15 protein-coding genes and 2 rRNA genes are annotated in these 20,715 nt (G+C 56.3%); 9 read left to right on the plus strand and 8 right to left on the minus strand.

Features of this window, described 5'->3' with window-relative positions; translation table 11 throughout:
* Positions 1-3 precede the first annotated feature (3 nt).
* Positions 4-1,785 carry a type IV pilus assembly ATPase TfpB gene (gene tfpB, locus ACJO3M_RS08575; protein WP_407000985.1) on the plus strand — a complete coding sequence of 594 codons (1,782 nt, stop codon included), beginning with the start codon at positions 4-6 and terminating at the stop codon, positions 1,783-1,785.
* 8 nt (positions 1,786-1,793) lie between these two features.
* Here the strand turns inward: tfpB and ACJO3M_RS08580 are convergent, their stop codons facing one another.
* The 6 genes from ACJO3M_RS08580 to smrA all read right to left on the minus strand — a co-directional run bounded on the left by ACJO3M_RS08580 (position 1,794) and on the right by smrA (position 5,661).
* Positions 1,794-2,840 (minus strand): DUF3080 family protein, encoded by a 1,047-nt coding sequence (locus tag ACJO3M_RS08580; RefSeq protein ID WP_407000986.1) that lies wholly within the window; start codon positions 2,838-2,840, stop codon positions 1,794-1,796.
* A gap of 54 nt (positions 2,841-2,894) precedes the next feature.
* Positions 2,895-3,587: an acireductone synthase gene (gene mtnC / locus ACJO3M_RS08585; protein WP_407000987.1), complete on the minus strand. Its 693-nt coding sequence runs from the start codon at positions 3,585-3,587 to the stop codon at positions 2,895-2,897.
* Positions 3,587-4,144 (minus strand): 1,2-dihydroxy-3-keto-5-methylthiopentene dioxygenase, encoded by a 558-nt coding sequence (locus ACJO3M_RS08590; protein WP_407000988.1) that lies wholly within the window; start codon positions 4,142-4,144, stop codon positions 3,587-3,589. Before ACJO3M_RS08590 ends, mtnC begins: the two co-directional genes overlap by 1 nt.
* Positions 4,141-4,767: a methylthioribulose 1-phosphate dehydratase gene (locus ACJO3M_RS08595; RefSeq protein ID WP_407000989.1), complete on the minus strand. Its 627-nt coding sequence runs from the start codon at positions 4,765-4,767 to the stop codon at positions 4,141-4,143. Before ACJO3M_RS08595 ends, ACJO3M_RS08590 begins: the two co-directional genes overlap by 4 nt.
* Before the next feature lie 49 nt (positions 4,768-4,816).
* The gene (locus tag ACJO3M_RS08600; RefSeq protein WP_406985395.1) at positions 4,817-5,011 is read right to left on the minus strand and encodes a hypothetical protein; all 195 of its coding nucleotides are present in this window, start codon (positions 5,009-5,011) and stop codon (positions 4,817-4,819) included.
* Between the two features lie 68 nt (positions 5,012-5,079).
* On the minus strand, positions 5,080-5,661 hold the full coding sequence (smrA, locus tag ACJO3M_RS08605) for a DNA endonuclease SmrA (protein WP_407000990.1): 582 nt from the start codon (positions 5,659-5,661) through the stop codon (positions 5,080-5,082).
* A 161-nt stretch (positions 5,662-5,822) separates the two neighbouring features.
* Here smrA and ACJO3M_RS08610 point away from each other — a divergent pair, with 161 nt between their 5' ends.
* From ACJO3M_RS08610 to ACJO3M_RS08645, 8 genes are all read left to right on the plus strand, one after another.
* Positions 5,823-7,739: a putative nucleotidyltransferase substrate binding domain-containing protein gene (locus ACJO3M_RS08610; RefSeq protein WP_407000991.1), complete on the plus strand. Its 1,917-nt coding sequence runs from the start codon at positions 5,823-5,825 to the stop codon at positions 7,737-7,739.
* A gap of 17 nt (positions 7,740-7,756) precedes the next feature.
* Positions 7,757-8,464, plus strand: coding sequence for a 3'-5' exonuclease (locus tag ACJO3M_RS08615; RefSeq protein WP_407000999.1), 708 nt, complete (start codon positions 7,757-7,759; stop codon positions 8,462-8,464).
* A gap of 209 nt (positions 8,465-8,673) precedes the next feature.
* On the plus strand, positions 8,674-8,937 hold the full coding sequence (locus ACJO3M_RS08620) for a DUF4212 domain-containing protein (protein ID WP_407000992.1): 264 nt from the start codon (positions 8,674-8,676) through the stop codon (positions 8,935-8,937).
* Between the two features lie 6 nt (positions 8,938-8,943).
* On the plus strand, positions 8,944-10,710 hold the full coding sequence (locus ACJO3M_RS08625) for a sodium:solute symporter family protein (RefSeq protein ID WP_407000993.1): 1,767 nt from the start codon (positions 8,944-8,946) through the stop codon (positions 10,708-10,710).
* Positions 10,711-10,808: 98 nt separating this feature from the next.
* Positions 10,809-11,315, plus strand: a complete 507-nt coding sequence (locus tag ACJO3M_RS08630) for a hypothetical protein (RefSeq protein ID WP_407000994.1) — start codon at positions 10,809-10,811, stop codon at positions 11,313-11,315.
* 52 nt (positions 11,316-11,367) lie between these two features.
* Positions 11,368-14,883, plus strand: a complete 3,516-nt coding sequence (locus tag ACJO3M_RS08635) for a hybrid sensor histidine kinase/response regulator (protein WP_407000995.1) — start codon at positions 11,368-11,370, stop codon at positions 14,881-14,883.
* On the plus strand, positions 14,880-16,523 hold the full coding sequence (locus tag ACJO3M_RS08640) for a tetratricopeptide repeat protein (RefSeq protein WP_407000996.1): 1,644 nt from the start codon (positions 14,880-14,882) through the stop codon (positions 16,521-16,523). Before ACJO3M_RS08635 ends, ACJO3M_RS08640 begins: the two co-directional genes overlap by 4 nt.
* Before the next feature lie 5 nt (positions 16,524-16,528).
* The gene (locus ACJO3M_RS08645) at positions 16,529-17,233 is read left to right on the plus strand and encodes a sensor histidine kinase (protein WP_407001001.1); all 705 of its coding nucleotides are present in this window, start codon (positions 16,529-16,531) and stop codon (positions 17,231-17,233) included.
* A gap of 82 nt (positions 17,234-17,315) precedes the next feature.
* Here ACJO3M_RS08645 and rrf read toward each other — a convergent pair.
* Positions 17,316-17,430: ribosomal RNA gene (rrf, locus tag ACJO3M_RS08650) — 5S ribosomal RNA — on the minus strand.
* Positions 17,431-17,526: 96 nt separating this feature from the next.
* Positions 17,527-20,420: ribosomal RNA gene (locus ACJO3M_RS08655) — 23S ribosomal RNA — on the minus strand.
* Between the last annotated feature and the right edge of the window lie 295 nt (positions 20,421-20,715).

The raw sequence follows: 20,715 nt of genomic DNA on the forward strand, positions 1-20,715 counted from the left end.
CTTATGGGTAACCTCCGCGCACCAGCACCGCCCAGAAGCACCCTGACCCTTCGCGACCTGGCGACGGCTCTGGTCACCAGCGGTGAAATCTCCCAGCAGGATGCCGATCGCATCCTGCAGGCCAATATCGGTGCGGACACCGACCGCCGACACCCCCTTGAGCTGTTTGCTATTGCCAGCCTCAAGAGCCTGAATTCCGGCCGCACACTGGATCTGGATCGCCTAACCCAGTGGCTGGCAGAGTGGGCGGGGCAGCCCTGGTACCACATTGATCCCCTGAAGATTGATACTCCCTCCATCGCCAGGGTAATGTCCTACGCCTTTGCCCAGCGCCACGGCATACTGGCGGTCGAGATACATCCGGACGAGGTGCTGATCGCCAGCGCCGAACCTTTCAAAAGCGACTGGGAAAGCAACCTCCGCCAGGCGGTGCAGAAAGACATTCGCCGGGTTGTGGCCAACCCAGAGGATATCCGCCGCTACACCGTCGAGTTCTACCAGTTGGCCAATTCCGTCAGCAAGGCCAGCGGCCGGCAGGGGTCCGGTTCTGCCGGCAACCAGAATTTCGAGCAGCTGCTGGACCTGGGCGCCAACGAGAACCCCGACGCCAATGACCAGCACGTCGTCAAAATCGTGGACTGGCTATTGCAGTATGCGTTTGACCAGCGTGCATCCGATATTCACATCGAGCCGAGACGCAACGTCACTCAGGTACGCTTCCGGATCGACGGCGTGCTGCACAATGTGTATGAATTCCCGGGCCATGTGGGCGTAGCTGTCACCAGCCGCCTGAAAATCCTGGGACGCCTCAACGTCGCAGAAAAGCGCCGCCCCCAGGACGGCCGCATCAAAACCCGCAAGCCTGACAACAGCGAGGTGGAATTACGCCTTGCCACCATGCCAACGGCCTTTGGCGAAAAAATGGTGATGCGGATTTTCGATCCCGAAGTTCTGCTCAAGTCCTACGAACAGCTGGGCTTCTCCCGCGAAGACCGGGAACGCTGGCACGATATTACCGATCGCCCCCACGGTATTGTCCTAGTCACCGGCCCCACCGGGTCGGGCAAAACCACCACACTCTATTCGACTCTCAAGCAGTTGGCCTCCTCGGAGGTGAATCTCTGCACTATTGAAGACCCGATCGAGATGGTGGAGCCTGCCTTCAACCAGATGCAGGTCCAGAGCAACATTGAGCTGACGTTTGCCTCCGGTGTCCGGGCGCTTCTGCGCCAGGATCCGGACATCATCATGATCGGTGAGATCCGCGATCTCGAAACCGCTGAAATGGCGGTACAGGCGGCGCTGACGGGGCATCTTGTACTCTCTACCCTGCACACCAACGACGCACCCAGCGCAATCACACGCCTGATGGAACTGGGCATTCCACCCTACCTGATCCGCGCCACGGTTCTCGGGGTAATGGCGCAACGCCTGGCACGCACCCTCTGCCCTCACTGCAAGGCACCCGGCCCCGTGGATAACCAGGCCTGGAAAAGCCTGACGCGCCCATGGAAAGCCCCGACGCCAGAGCAGGTCTACCAGCCGGTAGGCTGTCTGGAATGCCGCAACACCGGCTATTATGGCCGTGCCGGGGTTTATGAAATCCTCAAGTTGTCCGGCGATCTGAGCGCCCGGATCACCGATCAGTGCGAACTGGAGCAGTTGCGACTCGAGGCTTATAAGACCGGCATGAAATCCTTGCGATTAAGCGGCGCCCAGAAAGTAGCCGCGGGCCAGACGACAATTGAGGAAATACTGCGGGTCACTCCCGAAAGTCAGCGCTGATTGTCGGCTCAGGCGCCCGGCCTCAGACCACACTGTCCCAACAGTTGCTGCCAGCTCTCCGTGTGCTCTGCCATTGCACGATCCAGCGCCTGCCACAGGCTGTCATCCCCGGTTGTGGCCAAGTAGCGGCGAGACCAGGCCCTGAAGGAATCCGGCATTATCTCCTCCTGAGCGACGGACAAAGCCGCCAGCGGACGGATCAGGTCGTCCCGGGCGCGACGAACGTCACTCATATAGGGCTGGATCCTGTCGATGTAGACGCTGAAAAACATGTTCCGGACGATATTGGACTGGTTGTTGGGCTTGCCATCAATACACAGCGGGCGACTGCCCAGCCGTGACCGGATAATAGCCGTGGCGTCGTCCAGCCTGGCTATCAGCAGGCGCGCACTGTTCAGCAACTGACCAGCCCGGTGCTCTGCCTGCCAGCGCTGATGCACTTCACCCACATAGTCCAGCGAGTGGTCGAGTCGGCCTTCCAGGAGGGATTGCACCGTTGAGTTGAGGCGGCTGACATCAGCGGAAAGGTCCGATACCGGGTTTCCATCGGCAGCAACGGGGAAATACCCCTTGGACAGGGTGAACAGTGTTTCAATTTCTTCCGTCGCCCAGGTTGCGTTCCAGATAGCTACTGGCAACGATTCCAGCTTGCTGTCTATCGCCTGTTCAACGCTCTTTTTCAACTTTTCGCGGTCGATATCCGGCAGGCAGTCACGGGCGGCTTCAATAAAACGGAGTTCGTAACGAAGGCGATTCAGCGGATCCATGACCCGCCCCATCACCGAGTTGCGCTCACCAACGACATACTGCAACTGACAGCCGTAGAGCGACAGGAAATCCAGGATGCCCAACTCCAGATCGGGCATGTCCATACGACGGTCGCGCCGACGCGGCATACGCTGGATCTCGGGCAATTCCGACAGCGACACCTCGCCATCGAGCACCCTGGCGACCCGCTCAACGTATTCATCCATCATCGACGGGGCTTCAGAGAAAGGGTTGCAGCCGGCGGTCACCAGAGCCAGGAAAGCAACAATCAGATGACGCACAATCACTGCGCAGATACCCCCTGAATCAGGACGAACGGCCTGCGTAGCGGCAGCAAGTCCTCAACGCTTTCTGAGCAGGTCGTCCACCTCGGCAAAGTTCCGGGCCACCACCCGGTCAGCGTCCGGAAGCTCCCCTTCCCGAACCAGCCAGGCGGTCTGGATACCGGCCTCCTCCGCGGCTTGCAGTTCCGCTTCCACATCGGAGAGAAACAGCACCGTTTCCGGCTCCACCCCCAATTGCTCCAGGATATTGCGATAGGACTGGGCTTCCTTCTTGCCCCCTACCCGGGTATCGAAATAACCGGAGAAGAAGGGCGTGAAGTCCCCTGCTTCGCTGAATCCGAAAATCAGCTTCTGGGCCTTCACCGATCCGGAGGAATAGACGAACAACCTCAGCCCCCGGTCATGCCAGCGCTGGAGGTAATCCGCGGCATCCGGGTAGATATGGCCATGAAAGGCGCCCTGCTGGTAACCCTGTTCCCAGAGCATGCCCTGCAGAGCCTTCAGGGATGTTTCCTTACGGTCGTCGCGGATCCATGACTGGAGAACGGCAATCAACCCTTCGATGTCACCGCGATCAACCTCGGAGCGCTGCGCAACGGCATCGAGCTGCTCGGAAACTGCGGGATTATCCGCCGCCCCCTCACGGACAAAATCCGCGATATGCTCCGCCGCATAGGGAAACAGCACTTCGTGGACAAACGATATGGAGCTGGTGGTACCTTCAATGTCAGTGAGAATCACCCGGATCATCAAGCGACCCCAGCCAGTTTTTCATAGCGCGGCAGTCGGCTGGCGATGTCTTCACCGGTAAAATTCGCAACCCAGCCTTCAGGGTTTGAAAACAGGCGGATACAGGTGAAGCGGGGCTCAGGGCCCATATCGAACCAGTGGCGGGTACCGTCAGGCACACTGATCAGATCATTCTTCTGGCACAGCACGGCAAATACCTGGTCCTCCAGATGCAGATAGAACAGGCCCTGGCCACGCACGAAGAAACGCACCTCGTCTTCACTGTGTACGTGTTCATCCAGAAACTTCTGGCGCAGTGTGTCTTTCTGCGGGTTGTCGGGATTCAGGCTGATCACATCGGCGGTCTGAAACCCACATTCCTGCTTAAGCGCCGCCACCTCCGTCTGATAGGCTTCCAGAATCGCATCCTGGGCGGCGTCCTCTGGCAGATCTCGGGTCGGCCATTGCTCGAATCGAATGCCCTTTTCCCCCAGCAACCGCTGGATCTCGCTGGCGTCTTCCGTCACCGTCTGAGGTTGCTCTGGCTGGTTCTGGTTAAAAATGCTCAGGGTAGTCATGGACGGAGCCTCATGGTTGCAAGTTCACACTCAAACAGGAATTCAAACGCCTCAATATGCCTCAGGCAGTCTGCCATGGTCCTGCCCCAGGTATAAAGACCGTGGCCCCGGATCAGGTAACCGGGCTGGTCCGGATGATCCCGGAACCATTGCTTGGTCCGCTCGGCCAGGTGCGGGATGTCCTGAGTGTTGTCGAAGACCGGCACGACCAGCGTGTCTTCATGGGTGTCGTGGCCGGGAAAGGCCTTCTGCAGTTCATAACCCTGTAGCTCCAGTGACTGATCCGGAGGCAGGATCCGACTGAGAACCGTCGCATTGACCGAGTGGGTATGAAGCACCGCCCCTACGTCAGGAAACTGATCGTACAGCACCGTGTGCAGCAGGGTCTCCGCAGACGAGCGGGCCTGGCTCTGAACTGCCTGGCCGGCCAGATCCACCACCATGACATCGCCAGCCCCCAGTTCGCCCTTGTGGCGACCGGAAACCGTAATGGCGATATGGTTGGCATCAATACGGGCAGAGTAGTTACTGCTGGTCGCCGGTGACCAGCCACGACCATACAGGAAGCGCCCGGCGTCAATAATGGACTCGGCCGCCCGGGCGTATCGGGTTACATCGAACAAGGGCATTCTCCAGACTCAGCCAACGCTGGGGCAGCGGGCAGTTTCAGACCTATTTTACGACAGCTTCGCCGTCCTGATCATTCCAGATCTTGCGGTCATCACCGTCCATTTTGCCTTTGGTATCCCAGACTTCCCGGTTTTCCGTGGCTTCATCCACCTTGCCATTGTCATTCCAGATCACCCGGTCCTTACAACCCGCCATCGCCAGGGATATACACACTACAAAGAACAGTTTCTTAGCCATAGCTTTCTCCAGAGTCCTGTCTTACCAGGCTGTTTGATCGGTTCAGCCTTAGTATACAGCCGGCGCCGTTACCGGCTGCCATGTATTTCGCGATTGTGTTGCTTGTCCCGCTCACTCTTGCGAACCATGACATAGACCGCGCCCGTGCCGCCATGGTGTTTCCGGGCCGAATGAAAGGCAAGCACGCTGTCCAGTTCCGGCAGCCATTTCGCGAGGTAACTTTTCAGTTGGGCAATACCATCCGGGTTACGCTCGCCTTTGCCATGAAGAATGATGACCGAGCGAAGACCGTAACGCACGCAATCGTTAATGAAACCGAAGACCTCACGCCGGGCTTCCTCAACGGTCATGCGGTGCAGGTCCAGCCTCGCCTCGATCGGATACTGGCCCAGCCTCAGTTTGCGGAACACGCCATGCTGGACGCCAGGGCGCTGCCAGCTCAGAATATCGTGTGCCGTCAGGGGGTCCACCATATCGGATGTCAGATGATTCGCATCTTTCACGGGCTGGTCCACGGCAGACCGTTGGCGCTCCATATGACCGGGCGTCAATTCCCTCGGCGCTTTAACTTCCGCACGATTGGGCCTGCGGATGCGCCGGACATCCTTCATTTCTTCCAGAAAGCTCAGGCGCTCTTCTTTGGTCGTCATGATAATGTTGTTCAGCGTTGGAGTTAACGGAACTGTACCACCCGGCCCTACGGGCATAAAGCCAGACAGTCTCAGTGTAGCTACCTGCGACGAACATCGTAGGGCTGCCCCACAGGGTCTGATCTACACTCGAGATTACAATATACAGGACGGACGATAGTATGGTTGCCGCCTCGACGAACACCCCCCGCCCCCAGAACACCCGTGCGATCATGATGTTTCTCCGGGAACACGCCCCGTTTTCCAGCATGGATGACACTCATCTTGCGCACTTTGCCGAGCATGCCTCACTACGCTTCTATGCCGATGGCGACATAGTGCTGTCTCCCGAGGATGGCCCGGTTCAGCGTTTCTATGTGGTGAAGCAGGGGCGGATTCGCGGCGAGCGCCACAACAGCAAGGAAGACAAGACTGAAACCACCTTCGAGATCAGTCTGGGTGAATGTTTCCCCCTGGCGGCGCTCGTTGGCGAACGCCCCACCAGTACCCTTCACCGTGCCTCGGGCGACACTTTCTGCCTGAGCATCGAACATGATGCCTTTGTCACCCTGCTTTCGGAAAGCGACCCATTCCGCGATTTTTGCCTGCGAGGGGTCAGCAGCCTGCTGGACCAGGTCAACCAGCGAATTCAGTCCGGTGCCATGGCGTCCATCGGTTCCAGCAGCTCTCTGGACACCCCTCTGGAGCGGTACGCCCTCAGGAATCCGATTGTCTGCTCCCCAGACCTCCCGGTTCGCAAGGCCGTCGCCCGGATGCACGAAAACAACGTGGGGAGCATCATCATTACCGATGATGTGCGGCGCCCCACCGGCATTTTTACCCTGAGGGACCTGCGCACCATGGTGGCGGAAGAAAAAGGCCCCCTCAACACCCCGATCAGTCAGTTCATGACCAGGAATCCTATTTGTCTGACCTCCAACGCCGATGCCTTTGAGGCCGCCATGCTGATGGCCGAACACCATTTTGCCCACCTGTGCGTGGTCGATGAGGAGCATCGCCTGATCGGAGTGGTTTCCGAACGTGACCTGTTCTCCCTCCAACGCGTGGACCTGGTCAATCTGGCCAGGACCATCGGAACCGCCGCCCATTTACGAACCCTCGTCAGCCTGCGCTCGGACGTATCCCGCCTGGTGGATGCCATGCTCGCCCATGGCGCCGACTCCGGCCAGGTGGTCAAAATCATTACCACGCTGAATGACGTAACTGTGCGGCGGGTGCTGGAGCTCAACATCAAGAAAAACGACCCCGGCATTCCCTTTACCTGGCTGACCTTCGGCAGTGAAGGGAGGCAGGAGCAAACGCTGCTGACCGACCAGGATAACGGCATTCTGTTTGAAACACCGGAAGGCATGACGGAGGAACAGGTGCGGGAGAAGCTTCTGCCGTTTGCAGAGCAGGTGAACAGGGAACTGGCAGAATGTGGCTTTACCTTGTGCAAAGGCAACATCATGGCCAGCAACCCGAAGCTTTGTCTGAGCAGTAGGGAATGGGACGACTGGTTTATTCGCTTCATCGACGCATCCACACCGCAAAATCTGGTGTATTCCTCCATTTTCCTCGACATGCGCGGGGTATTTGGCCCTACCGGGCCTCTGGAAGATCTGTACGGCAAGGTTCTGACACGTATCCAGAAAAATGCCCTGTTCCAGAAAATGCTGGCTGGCAACGCCATGAACCGGCGACCGCCGCTCACTATGTTTCGCAATTTCCGTTACGCGCCAGACGGCAGGAAACACACCATTGACCTCAAGCGTCAGGGACTGGCCCCCTTTGTGGAGGCCGTCCGGGTGTTTGCCCTGGCAAACGGGGTAGAGGAAGCCAACACCCTTGAACGAATGGACCGGCTCGTTGCCAAGGGAGCGTTTGATCCCAAGGATGCCAATGCCTGGAAAGAAGCCTACAGCCTTATCCAGGCCATTCGCATGCGGGCCCACCAGGAAATGCTGAATCGCGATGAACCGCTGTCCAATTATATTGACCCGGATGACCTTAACCCGCTTGACCGTCGGATCCTGAGGGAATCGTTCCGACAGGCCCAGCGTCTCCAGCAAAAGCTGGAAGTCACCTACCAACTATGATGAAAGGGCTTGGCGATATGCTGGAACAGATCCGTCACTGGATTGAACAACGCCGCGCTGGAACGCGCGGGGCATATGACCCTGAGCACCTTCCCTCCCCCAGGGCCGCCGGTGATCAGGCGCTGTCCGACTGCCGGCTGGTTGTGCTGGATCTGGAGACCACCGGCCTTCACCCCGGAAAAGACCAGGTCATCGCCATCGGCGCCGTTGCCATCACGGGGAGCGTCATTCACCTGGAAGACCAGTTCGACCTGATTCTTCGCCGCCCTGAACTTGATATCAGCGAGACCGTGCTCATCCATGGCATCGGCCCCGAAGCCCTGACCCGGGGACATGAAACCGAAGACGCACTGGTTCACCTGCTGGAATGGATGAACGGTGACCCGATCCTGGCTTACCACTCGGCATTCGACCAGAAGTTCCTGGAGAAAACCCTGAGACAAACACTGGGCTACACCCAAAGCCACACCTGGATCGATGTGGCCGAGTTGCTACCGGCTTTCTTCCCGGACGCCAAACCCGGCGGCCGCGGCCTGGACAACTGGGCCGATTTCTTCGGCCTGGAAGTCAGCGAACGCCATCACGCTGCTGCAGACGCGCTGGCGACTGCAGAATTGACGCTGATCGCACTCAATAAGGCACAAAAAAATGACGTTTCAACGCTTGGAGAGCTGACCAACAAGCTGCATTACTACCGGCGTCTGAAGAGGATGCAGCGCTTCTGAACCGATTCCCTTCGGGCTATGGAATCGTCCGATTCCGAGGCAAATGACTGAGAATTAGACCTTTTGCCAATATCTATATATCCCTTGACCAGTAAAGTCAGAGAAGACAACAAGTCGGAGAAGCACTTATATGAATAATAAATTCTCTAGCAATCGTATCTCTCCAGTAACACACCCAACCTCCACAACAACAATACAGGAGTGATCCTATGTCAGGTCATAGCTACGACGCTGAAAAGTACTGGAAGGCGAACCTCCGTCTGATATTCGGAAGTCTGATTGTCTGGGCTCTGGTATCCTACGGCTTCGCAATTCTGCTCCGCCCACTGCTCGCCGGTATCCCCATCGGCGGAACCGACCTGGGTTTCTGGTTTGCCCAGCAGGGCTCCATCCTGACGTTCATCGCTTTGATCTTCCACTACGCGTGGCGCATGAACAAGATCGATGAAAAATTCGGCGTGCACGAGGAGTAAGAACGAATGAGCCAATTTGCAATCAACATCATGTTCGTCGGGGGTTCGTTCCTCCTCTATATCGGCATCGCCATCTGGGCGAAGGCCGGAAGCACCAGTGATTTCTACGTTGCCGGTGGCGGCGTTCACCCGGTCACCAATGGTATGGCGATCGGTGCCGACTGGATGTCTGCGGCATCCTTTATTTCCATGGCGGGTCTGATTGCCGCCGGTGGTTACGCCAACTCCTCGTTCCTGATGGGGTGGACTGGCGGCTACGTCCTGCTGGCCATGCTGCTGGCGCCGTATCTGCGTAAATTCGGCAAGTTCACCGTTCCTGAGTTTATCGGTGACCGGTTCTACAGCAAAAATGCGCGGCTGGTGGCGGTTGTCTGTCTCATCGTTGCCTCAGTAACCTACGTCATTGGCCAGATGGCTGGCGCCGGCGTTGCTTTCTCCCGCTTCCTGGAAGTTGATGCAACCCTGGGGCTGATCATTGCCGCTATTGTGGTGTTCGTATACGCGGTTCTCGGTGGTATGAAAGGCATCACCTACACTCAGGTTGCCCAGTACTGTGTACTGATTACCGCTTACACCATTCCGGCCGTATTTATCTCAATGCAGCTGACCGGTAACCCGATTCCACCTCTGGGCCTGTTCTCTACCCACATCGATTCCGGCATGCCCATCCTGGACAAACTGAATCAGGTCATTACCGACCTTGGTTTCAACGAGTACACCGCTGACATCGACAACAAGCTGAACATGGTCCTGTTCACCTTGTCATTGATGATCGGTACCGCGGGTCTGCCACACGTTATCATTCGTTTCTTCACCGTTCCGAAGGTAGCGGATGCACGCTGGTCTGCGGGTTGGGCATTGGTGTTCATTGCACTGCTGTACCTGACAGCGCCTGCCGTTGCTTCCATGGCTCGACTGAATCTGATGACCACCATCTATCCGGACGGCACCGCCGCTGAGCCCATTGAGTATGATGCGCGGCCATCCTGGGTCAGAGATTGGGAAGTGACAGGTCTGATTCAGTTCACCGACAAGAACGAAGATGGCCGGATTCAGCTGTACAACGACACACCTGAGTTCGAACCCCAGGCCCAGGCCCGTGGCTGGGAAGGTAATGAGCTGGTCGTCAACCGGGATATCCTGGTACTGGCCAATCCGGAAATCGCCAACCTGCCGGGCTGGGTCATCGGCCTGATTGCAGCCGGTGGTCTCGCTGCAGCGCTGTCTACGGCAGCCGGCCTGTTACTTGCGATTTCCTCGGCGGTCAGTCACGACCTGATAAAAGGCTCGATCAATCCGGCTATCTCCGAAAAAGGCGAGCTGTTAGCCGCGCGTATTTCGATGGCCGTCGCGATTGTAGTCGCCACTTACCTGGGGGCGAATCCACCGGGCTTCGCGGCACAAGTGGTTGCTCTCGCATTCGGTATAGCGGCCGCTTCCCTGTTCCCGGCCCTGATGATGGGCATCTTCTCCAAGCGCGTGAACAACACCGGTGCCATTGCCGGCATGCTTAGCGGTCTGACCTTCACTCTGGTATACATCTTCGTATATAAGGGCTGGCTGTTCATTCCTGGCACAGCAAACCTGCCGGATACCCCGGAGAACTGGGTACTGGGCATCTCCCCGCTGTCTATCGGCGCGATTGGTGCAGTCGTCAACTTTGCGGTAGCCTTCGTGGTATCCAACGCCACTGAAGAACCGCCCGTTGAGATTCAGGAGCTGGTTGAGAGCGTCCGTTACCCACGTGGTGCCGGTCAGGCTCAGGACCACTAAGCAACAACTCAACCTGATTCATTCGCAGAATTGACAGGTTGAACCTGGACGGGCTTCCTCAATGAGGGAGCCCGTTCTTTTTTTGAGGAAATGATTTTATGTTCTGGACACTAGTTGCCACTGTTTTTTGCGGCCTGGGTGCAGCCGGTATTGCTCTTGGCATTCGCGCAGCCACCCGAAACAAAGCCCCACGATGGATCATTCCCGTTTTCGCAGGAGTGGGCATGCTCGCCTACCTCATTCAGGGAGAATACACCTGGTACGACCATAAGAAAGCACAGCTCCCGGAAGAAGCGGTCGTTGTGAATACGCAGGACGACGGTATCTTCTGGCGACCCTGGACATTTGTCTTCCCTTACACCACATCCTTCACAACGGTGGATACCAAAAGCATCGTCCGTGATAGTGACAATCGTAACGTTGTCCGATTTACACTCTATCGGTTCGAGCAAAAGATGACGGATGCGGTATCCCACCGTATTCATATTATAAACTGTGCCACCCAAGAGCTTGTTCCATTGGGTTCCGACGGCAGACCCCGTGTTGATAACCTGAAAACACTTGTTTCCGGGGATCCCCTGCTGGAGACCGTTTGCTCCGGCTGACACGCCGTAAACTGACTGCCCAACCCGCCAGAGGTAACGGGAATGCGTAACGATGATTAGTGCCTGGCTGCTGGTTTTAATATCCATAACGTACATTTCGATTCTGTTTGTCATTGCCTGGGCAGGCGACAAGCATCCCGGATTGTATCGCCGCAAACTGGCCAGAACACACATTTACGCCCTTTCACTGGCGGTGTATTTCACCTCATGGACCTTCTATGGCGCAGTCGGACGCGCCACCCAGGAAGGATTGGGTTTCCTTCCCATTTATCTCGGGCCACTGATCCTCTTTGTTTTTGGCGCCCCTCTGTTGCGCCGAATCATCTACATCAGTAAACGCAACAACAGCACATCGATTGCCGACTTCATTGCCTCCCGCTACGGCAAGTCCCAGGTTCTGGCGGCCATGATCGCTACATTCGCGCTGATTGGCAGCGTTCCGTATATTGCACTTCAGCTCAAAGCCATCTCCATGGGGTTCACCGTCTTATCCGAGAACGGTAGCGGCTACCAGGAACTCAGCACCGCAGCCTGGAACGACTCTGCCTGGTATATCACCCTTGTGCTCGCCGTATTCACCGTACTGTTCGGGACGCGGCACCTGGAGTCCACGGAACACCATCGGGGGATGATTCAGGCTGTTGCTTTTGAATCATTGATCAAGATTGTGGCTTTCGTGGCTGTAGGCCTGTTTGTTGGCTACGGCCTTTATGGAGGATTCGGAGACTTGCTCGGCAGGGTACGGGAGGCCGGACTTACCGGAACCCTGACAACCAATGGTATCGAGGCGCCTGCCTTTATTACCCAGACCCTCGTCGCCATGCTCGCGATTATCTGTCTGCCCCGACAGTTTCACGTCATGGTGGTGGAGAACACCGATCACCGGGATTTCGAGACAGCCCGCTGGGCCATGCCAATCTATCTCATCATTGCCAGCGCCTTCGTGCTTCCCATTGCCGCCGCCGGGCTGCTCCATCCGGAAGCCGGCATCACCGACCCCGATATCCTGATCCTGAAACTGCCCATTCTCGCCGGAGAGGAGTGGCTTGCCATTCTCGCCTTCCTGGGTGGCGGCTCGGCTGCGGCCGCAATGGTGATTGTGTGTTCCGTCGCCATTGCCACCATGGTCAGCAACGAAATCATCATGCCAGCACTGCTCAAGTTCTTCCGTCCCAGGATGAATCAGCGTGCCGACCTCAGCCACCTCCTGCTGAGCATTCGCCGTGTGGCCATCTTCGTGGTGTTGCTGACTGCTTACGGTTTTTACCGGATGGCGGGTGAAGACTATAGCCTGACTGCCTTTGGCCTGCTGTCTTTTGCGGCAGCTGCCCAGTTCGGTCCAGCACTCGTGGGTGGCATTATCTGGCGACAGGGCAATCTCACCGGGGCCAGCTGGGGTCTGGGACTGGGTTTCCTGATGTGGTGTTACACCATGCTGTTGCCGGCCCTCGCCTCCACCGGCTGGCTCACCGATACGCTGATAGACCAGGGTATCTGGGGAATGGCCTGGACACGTCCGACGGCACTGTTCGGCACAGAGTTCGATCCAATCAGCCACGGTATTATCTGGAGCCTGGGCATCAACACTCTGACCTACATTGTGCTGTCAATGCTGACGCGCCAGCGTGTACGCGAGAAAATCCAGATCGCGTCCTTCTTCCACGATCCCCAACCCAAAGCTGAAACACCCCAACAACAGACATGGCAGGGAGAGGTCCTGACATCGGATCTTCAAGCCCTTACTGATCGTTTCATGGGGGATGAACGTTCCGAAACCATTCTCCGAAATTACGAGCGCCGGAACGCCATTCGCCTGCACCCTCACCGACCAGCATCGTCACACTTGATGAGGTACATTGAACGGCAGCTGGCCTCGGTGATCGGCGCGTCAACCGCTCGGGTGGTTCTCGAATCAACACTCACCGGTCGTGACATGCAGATCGAGGATGTGGTCAGCATTGTCGATGAAGCATCACAGGCGATGACGTTCAGCCGTGAGCTGCTACAGTCTGCCATCGAGAACATCAGCCTTGGGGTGTCGGTCGTCAATCACCAACAACAGCTTGTGGTCTGGAACCACCGGTATCTGGAGTTGTTCAACTATCCCAAAGGCTACGTTCGTGTCGGGCGTCCGGTCGAAGACCTGATGCGCTACAACCTGACCAACGCCAACCTGTCCGCCCGTCGGATTGACGAGATCATTGCCGACCGCTGTGGCAGCATGCGCGACGGACTGCCCATGTCCTACGAGCGCCAGCGCCCCGATGGCACCGTCTTGCGGGTCGATGGCAGCCCCATTCCCGGCGGGGGCTATGTCACGACGTTTCAGGATATTACCGCGATGAGGCGCACGGAGCAGGCCCTCAAGGAAACCAATATCTACCTGGAGCAACGGGTTAAGGAACGGACCCAGGAACTGCAGGTCATCAACGAACAGATGCTGAAAGCCAAGTCCGTTGCGGAACAGGCAAACCAGAGTAAGACCCGCTTCCTGGCATCCGCCAGTCATGATTTATTGCAACCGCTGAACGCTGCCCGCCTGTTCACCTCCGCCCTGGCCGGCAAAGCCGACGGGGACATGAAGGATCTGGTGGAACACATCGACAGCTCACTGGGCGCCGCTGAGGAAATTATCAGCACTCTGCTGGACATCTCGAAACTCGACGCCGGCGCACTGGAACCGGACATCGGCGCATTCCCGGTTAACGACATGATGCGCCACCTGGCAACGGACTTCTCAGCCATCGCCATAGACCAGGGGCTGGAGCTCCATGTGGTACCGAGTACGGTATGGATCCGCTCTGATGCAAAACTGCTGCGGCGGGTGGTACAGAACTTCCTGTCCAACGCCATCCGGTATACCCCGGAAGGAAAAATTCTGCTGGGCTGCCGTCGACTGAAGGGCTATGCCCGTATTGAAGTCTGGGATACCGGCCCGGGGATTCCCGAGGATCAGCTTGCCCATATCTTCGAGGAATTCCGCCGCTTCCAGCACGGTCGTGACAAGAAAGGCCTGGGGCTTGGCCTGGCCATCGTGGACCGGATCAGTGGCATGCTCAATCACCCGGTCAACGTTCATTCTGTTCAGGGGCGAGGCAGTGTCTTCAGTATTACCGTTCCGGTTGTCCCCGCGGAACAGCCCCAGATAACGGCGGTAAAAAGTCAGGCCAGCTCTCGTCGTGTATCGAGCCTGGGAGGACTCCAGGTCCTCTGCATCGATAACGACCCCGCCATCCTCCAGGGTATGGCCGCGCTGCTGGGCAACTGGCAGTGTGAGGTAACCTCAGCGGAAAGTCTCGACGACGCCCGCCACAAGCTGGACGGACAGCAACCCGATATTATACTTGCTGATTATCAACTTGATGATAACAGGAACGGGCTGGACGCCATGGACGCGCTGAGAGACGGATTCAGCAATGACGTCCCCGGTATACTGATTACCGGTTACATGGCGCCCGAAGTCAGGGAAGATGCAATAGCGCGAGGCTACCAGATTCTCTACAAACCGGTGAAGCCCGCCGCACTGCGGGCACTGGTTAACAAGCTACTGAAGCAGCAGCGTCCATGACAGACAAAACGAGATCCAGCGGGGGCAATCCTTTTGGAAAGCTCCATTACCTGATCATCGATGATTTTGAGAATTTCCGGCTCTCCATGCGCCAGATGCTACGCAGTTGTGGCGCCGACAAGATAGAGCTGGTCGCTCATGGCGCCCCGGCGATTCAATACTGTGCCTACAATCACGTTGATGTGGTTCTGTGTGACTACAATCTTGGTGAAGGCAAGAATGGCCAGCATATTCTGGAGGAACTGAGACACAAGAAACTGCTCAAGCGATCGTCCCTGTTCCTGATGGTGACTGCGGAAACCTCCAAGGAAATGGTGATGGGGGCGAGGGAGTACCAACCTGATGCCTACCTGACCAAACCGATTAACCGCGCCATGCTGGAAAAGCGCCTCAGTGGCATGATCGACCAGCGCAATGCACTGCTCCCCATTAACCGTGAGATCGACCGGGAAAACTACCCGGAGGCGATTTCACTGTGTCTGAAAACCCTGCCCAAGCAGCCCCGTTATAAAACCTGGCTGATGAAAACCCTGGCCGACCTCTACTATCAGGTCGGCGACTACAGCCACGCCCTCAAGATCTATACAGATGTCCTCAACCAACGGGATCTGTCATGGGCAAGACTTGGCCGGGGCAAGATCCTCCTGGCCACCCAGAATTATGATCAGGCCGTCTCAGTCCTCAGGGAACTGCTCAGCAAGCACCCGGATTATATGGAGGCCTATGACCTGCTCGCCGATGGCCTCGAACGCCAGGGCCGCGTGACACAGGCACAGCAGGTACTGGAAAAGGCCACGGAACGCTCACCCAATGCGCTGCTGCGGCAGAAACAACTGGCTTGCCTCGCTACGTCTAACCAGGATATGTCCACCGCTTCCGATGCCTGGCGTCAAACAGTGAACCTTGGCACCCACTCCATCCATGACAGTTCAGACCATTACCTCTCGCTGGGTCAGACACTGTCTGACCTGAGTGAAGGTGACTCCAGCGACGAAGGTTCGAAGCATGCAGACGAAGCCATCAAAGTGTTATCCAGAATGGAGAAACGCTTCTCTGATGACGACGGCGTACAGGTACGAAGCCGAATTGTTCAATCCAGGATATATGCCGGGCAGGGAAGGATAGGAGAGGCTGAAAAAGCACTTGAGTCCGTGGCAGAGGCCTTGGCCGATCCGGATCTGATTGACGCCGACACCGGCATTGATTATGCCAAGACCCTTTTCCGACTCGGCCGTGAGGACCAGGCCAAACATTTGCTGGGACAGTTAGCCCAGCGCTTTAGTGAGGAACCGGACACTCTGCAGAAAATAGAAAACCTGCTGGATGAACCTGTTGGCTTCCGCCAGAAACTACAAGCCAGAGCCCAAAACCGGGATGGAATCAAAGCATTCGAATCCGGCGACCTGGAAGCAGCTATTGATCAATTCTCCGCTGCGCTCGCTATCGTGCCAGCGCACGCCGCACTCAACCTGAACCTGGTTCAGGTCCTTATGAAAAAGTACGCGGATGGCGAGAACGATCCACAATTATTGCAGCGGTGCCAGCAACACCTGAACAGACTTGCCAGCTTGCCGGAACAGCACCGGCAATATCGTCGCTATCTCGCATTGAGCAAAAAACTGAAAGGAATGATGGCATGACCAAGATGTCTGACCAGAGTACCGATAGTCCCCGGGACAATCATATCGACTTTTCCATGGTTCTGGCCTCCGCTGTCCATGACATGAAAAACTCCCTCGGCATGTTGCTCAACTCCCTCGATGAATTACGGGCGGATCATGCCGACAGCATGGGCGAATCGTCCCGTTTCAACACTCTGCAATACGAAGCAGAACGCATGCACAACGATCTCGTACAGTTGCTTGGCATATACCGGCTTGGTGAAAATAACCTGTCAGCACACATCGAAGAGCATTTTGTGCCGGATTTCCTGTCAGATCACCTCGCCCGTCACACGCCCTTGCTGGAAGGGCTCGGGCTTGAATACTCCGTAGAGGCGGATGATATCAACGGTTTCTTTGACGATGACCTGCTGACCGGGGTGCTGAATAACACCATCAACAATGCCATCCGATACACCAAAAGCCGAATACGGCTGACTGCTGGCGAAAAAGACGGGTATCTGGTGATTGGCGTTGAAGATGACGGCGAGGGTTATCCGGAAACGATGCAACATAACGGAACTCCGAATTTCAAATCCCTGGACTTCAAAAGCGGCAGCACCAGTCTTGGGCTGTTTTTCGCCTCTTCGGTCGCCAGACTGCACAGCGAGGGGGATCGCACAGGCTCCATCCGGCTCCATAACGGTGGCGGTTTGGGTGGCGGGGTGTTTGAGATCTGGCTGCCTTAAAGCAGCCTGTCGACGAGTTTTCTTTTCTTTCAGGCAATAAAAAACCCCAACATCAAGGATGCTGGGGTTTTCGGTATTAGGAGCCTGACGATGACCTACTCTCACATGGGCAACGCCACACTACCATCGGCGCAGGTCTGTTTCACTTCTGAGTTCGGGATGGGATCAGGTGGTTCCAGACCGCTATGGTCGTCAGGCAAAACGGTTGATCACTGGGTGGACGAGATGGAACGTGTGTCTTTCGACTGTGATATCGATTTCGTTGCGTTATCCGCAATTGTCTTGGGTGTTATATAGTCAAGCCGCACGAGCAATTAGTATCGGTTAGCTCAACGCCTCGCAGCGCTTACACACCCGACCTATCAACGTCCTGGTCTTGAACGGCTCTTCAGGGACCTCAAGGGTCCAGGGAGATCTCATCTTGGAAGGGGCTTCCCGCTTAGATGCTTTCAGCGGTTATCCTATCCGAACATAGCTACCGGGCAATGCGTCTGGCGACACAACCCGAACACCAGCGGTTCGTCCACTCCGGTCCTCTCGTACTAGGAGCAGCTTTCCTCAAATCTCCAACGTCCACGGCAGATAGGGACCGAACTGTCTCACGACGTTCTAAACCCAGCTCGCGTACCACTTTAAATGGCGAACAGCCATACCCTTGGGACCGGCTTCAGCCCCAGGATGTGATGAGCCGACATCGAGGTGCCAAACACCGCCGTCGATGTGAACTCTTGGGCGGTATCAGCCTGTTATCCCCGGAGTACCTTTTATCCGTTGAGCGATGGCCCTTCCATACAGAACCACCGGATCACTATGACCTACTTTCGTACCTGCTCGACGTGTCTGTCTCGCAGTTAAGCGGGCTTGTGCCATTACACTAACCGCACGATGTCCGACCGTGCTTAGCCCACCTTTGTGCTCCTCCGTTACGCTTTGGGAGGAGACCGCCCCAGTCAAACTACCCACCACACAGTGTCCTCATCCCCGATCAGGGGACCAAGTTAGAACCTCAAACATATCAGGCTGGTATTTCAAGGTTGGCTCCACGAGAACTGGCGTTCTCGCTTCAAAGCCTCCCAGCTATCCTACACAAACATGCTCAAAGTTCACTGTGAAGCTATAGTAAAGGTTCACGGGGTCTTTCCGTCTAGCCGCGGATACACCGCATCTTCACGGCGATTTCAATTTCACTGAGTCTCGGGTAGAGACAGCGCCCCCATCGTTACGCCATTCGTGCAGGTCGGAACTTACCCGACAAGGAATTTCGCTACCTTAGGACCGTTATAGTTACGGCCGCCGTTTACCGGGGCTTCGATCAAGAGCTTCGCACGAATGCTAACCCCATCAATTAACCTTCCGGCACCGGGCAGGCGTCACACCGTATACGTCCACTTTCGTGTTAGCACAGTGCTGTGTTTTTAATAAACAGTCGCAGGGGCCTGGTATCTTCGACCGGCTTCCGCTCCACCCGCAGGGGCTTCACGTACATACCGGCGTGCCTTCTCCCGAAGTTACGGCACCATTTTGCCTAGTTCCTTTACCCGAGTTCTCTCAAGCGCCTTGGTATTCTCTACCTGACCACCTGTGTCGGTTTGGGGTACGGTCTCGAATCACCTGAAGCTTAGAAGATTTTCCTGGAAGCAGGGCATCAATGACTTCCCGCTCTCATGAGCAGTCGTCGTCGCGTCTCAGGATTGAGGACCCGGATTTGCCTAAGTCCTCTCCCTACTCGCTTAAACCGGGACAACCGTCGCCCGGCTCACCTAGCCTTCTCCGTCTCTCCATCGCAGTGATCCAAGGTACGGGAATATTAACCCGTTTCCCATCGACTACACCTTTCGGTCTCGCCTTAGGGGCCGACTCACCCTGCGCCGATTAGCGTTGCGCAGGAACCCTTGGTCTTCCGGCGTGGGAGTTTTTCACTCCCATTGTCGTTACTCATGTCAGCATTCGCACTTCTGATACCTCCAGCATGCTTCTCAACACACCTTCGCAGGCTTACAGAACGCTCCCCTACCCCGCATACAAAGTATGCAGCCGCAGCTTCGGTGACCAGTTTGAGCCCCGTTACATCTTCCGCGCAGGCCGACTCGACTAGTGAGCTATTACGCTTTCTTTAAAGGATGGCTGCTTCTAAGCCAACCTCCTAGCTGTCTGAGCCTTCCCACATCGTTTCCCACTTAACTGGTACTTGGGGACCTTAGCTGGCGGTCTGGGTTGTTTCCCTCTTCACGATGGACGTTAGCACCCACCGTGTGTCTCCCGGATAGTACTCACAGGTATTCGGAGTTTGCATCGGGTTGGTAAGTCGGGATGACCCCCTAGCCGAAACAGTGCTCTACCCCCTGTGGTATTCGTCCGAGGCGCTACCTAAATAGCTTTCGGGGAGAACCAGCTATCTCCGGGCTTGATTAGCCTTTCACTCCGATCCACAAGTCATCCCCTGGCTTTTCAACGACAGTGGGTTCGGTCCTCCAGTTGATGTTACTCAACCTTCAACCTGCTCATGGATAGATCGCCCGGTTTCGGGTCTATGCCCAGCGACTAAATCGCCCTATTCAGACTCGGTTTCCCTACGGCTCCCCTAGACGGTTAACCTCGCCACTGAACATAAGTCGCTGACCCATTATACAAAAGGTACGCCGTCACGGAACAAGTCCGCTCCGACTGCTTGTACGCATACGGTTTCAGGATCTATTTCACTCCCCTCACAGGGGTTCTTTTCGCCTTTCCCTCACGGTACTGGTTCACTATCGGTCAGTCAGGAGTATTTAGCCTTGGAGGATGGTCCCCCCATGTTCAGACAGGATGTCTCGTGTCCCGTCCTACTCGATTTCACTGGACTCAGGTTTCGGATACGGGGCTATCACCCACTATGGCGGCTCTTTCCAGGGCCTTCTCCTACCAGTTGTCCAGCTTAAGGGCTGGTCCCCGTTCGCTCGCCGCTACTGAGGGAATCTCGGTTGATTTCTTTTCCTTCGGGTACTTAGATGTTTCAGTTCCCCGAGTTCGCCCCGTACGGCTATGTATTCACCGCACGGTACCGACCCGAAAGTCGGTGGGTTTCCCCATTCAGAGATGTCCGGATCACAGCTCGTTTGCCAGCTCCCCGAACCTTATCGCAGGCTTCCACGTCTTTCATCGCCTCTGACTGCCAAGGCATCCACCGTATGCGCTTAGTTGCTTGACTATATAACCCCAAGACAACTGATCACGACCCAACACCCTTCACCAGGCAAGCCTGACAAAGAATCTTGTTTCGAGACAGTCTCTTGAAGCGATATAACAACCACTTCAACGACAACACCGGATAACGCTTGAAATCGCTATCACATTGAACATTGTTCCTCGGAGATAATGAGAAACAATATTCGTGTTCTATCTCGTCCAATTTGTTAAAGAGCAAATCTGACCCAGTGATCAGAAAGAAGGGCTTCGCTTGATCTGTCATCAAACCGAAACACTTGTTTCTGCACACTGCTAAC

The organism is Marinobacter alkalisoli, from assembly GCF_045449795.1.
Lineage (GTDB): Bacteria > Pseudomonadota > Gammaproteobacteria > Pseudomonadales > Oleiphilaceae > Marinobacter.

Coding starts and splice junctions, on each gene's coding strand:
- tfpB (WP_407000985.1), top strand. CDS start 4: ATGGGTAACCTCCGCGCACCAGCACCGCCCAGAAGCACCCTGACCCTT.
- mtnC (WP_407000987.1), bottom strand. CDS start 3,587: ATGATCCGGGTGATTCTCACTGACATTGAAGGTACCACCAGCTCCATA.
- ACJO3M_RS08590 (WP_407000988.1), bottom strand. CDS start 4,144: ATGACTACCCTGAGCATTTTTAACCAGAACCAGCCAGAGCAACCTCAG.
- ACJO3M_RS08600 (WP_406985395.1), bottom strand. CDS start 5,011: ATGGCTAAGAAACTGTTCTTTGTAGTGTGTATATCCCTGGCGATGGCG.
- smrA (WP_407000990.1), bottom strand. CDS start 5,661: ATGACGACCAAAGAAGAGCGCCTGAGCTTTCTGGAAGAAATGAAGGAT.
- ACJO3M_RS08610 (WP_407000991.1), top strand. CDS start 5,823: ATGGTTGCCGCCTCGACGAACACCCCCCGCCCCCAGAACACCCGTGCG.
- ACJO3M_RS08615 (WP_407000999.1), top strand. CDS start 7,757: ATGCTGGAACAGATCCGTCACTGGATTGAACAACGCCGCGCTGGAACG.
- ACJO3M_RS08620 (WP_407000992.1), top strand. CDS start 8,674: ATGTCAGGTCATAGCTACGACGCTGAAAAGTACTGGAAGGCGAACCTC.
- ACJO3M_RS08625 (WP_407000993.1), top strand. CDS start 8,944: ATGAGCCAATTTGCAATCAACATCATGTTCGTCGGGGGTTCGTTCCTC.
- ACJO3M_RS08630 (WP_407000994.1), top strand. CDS start 10,809: ATGTTCTGGACACTAGTTGCCACTGTTTTTTGCGGCCTGGGTGCAGCC.
- ACJO3M_RS08635 (WP_407000995.1), top strand. CDS start 11,368: ATGATTAGTGCCTGGCTGCTGGTTTTAATATCCATAACGTACATTTCG.
- ACJO3M_RS08640 (WP_407000996.1), top strand. CDS start 14,880: ATGACAGACAAAACGAGATCCAGCGGGGGCAATCCTTTTGGAAAGCTC.
- ACJO3M_RS08645 (WP_407001001.1), top strand. CDS start 16,529: ATGTCTGACCAGAGTACCGATAGTCCCCGGGACAATCATATCGACTTT.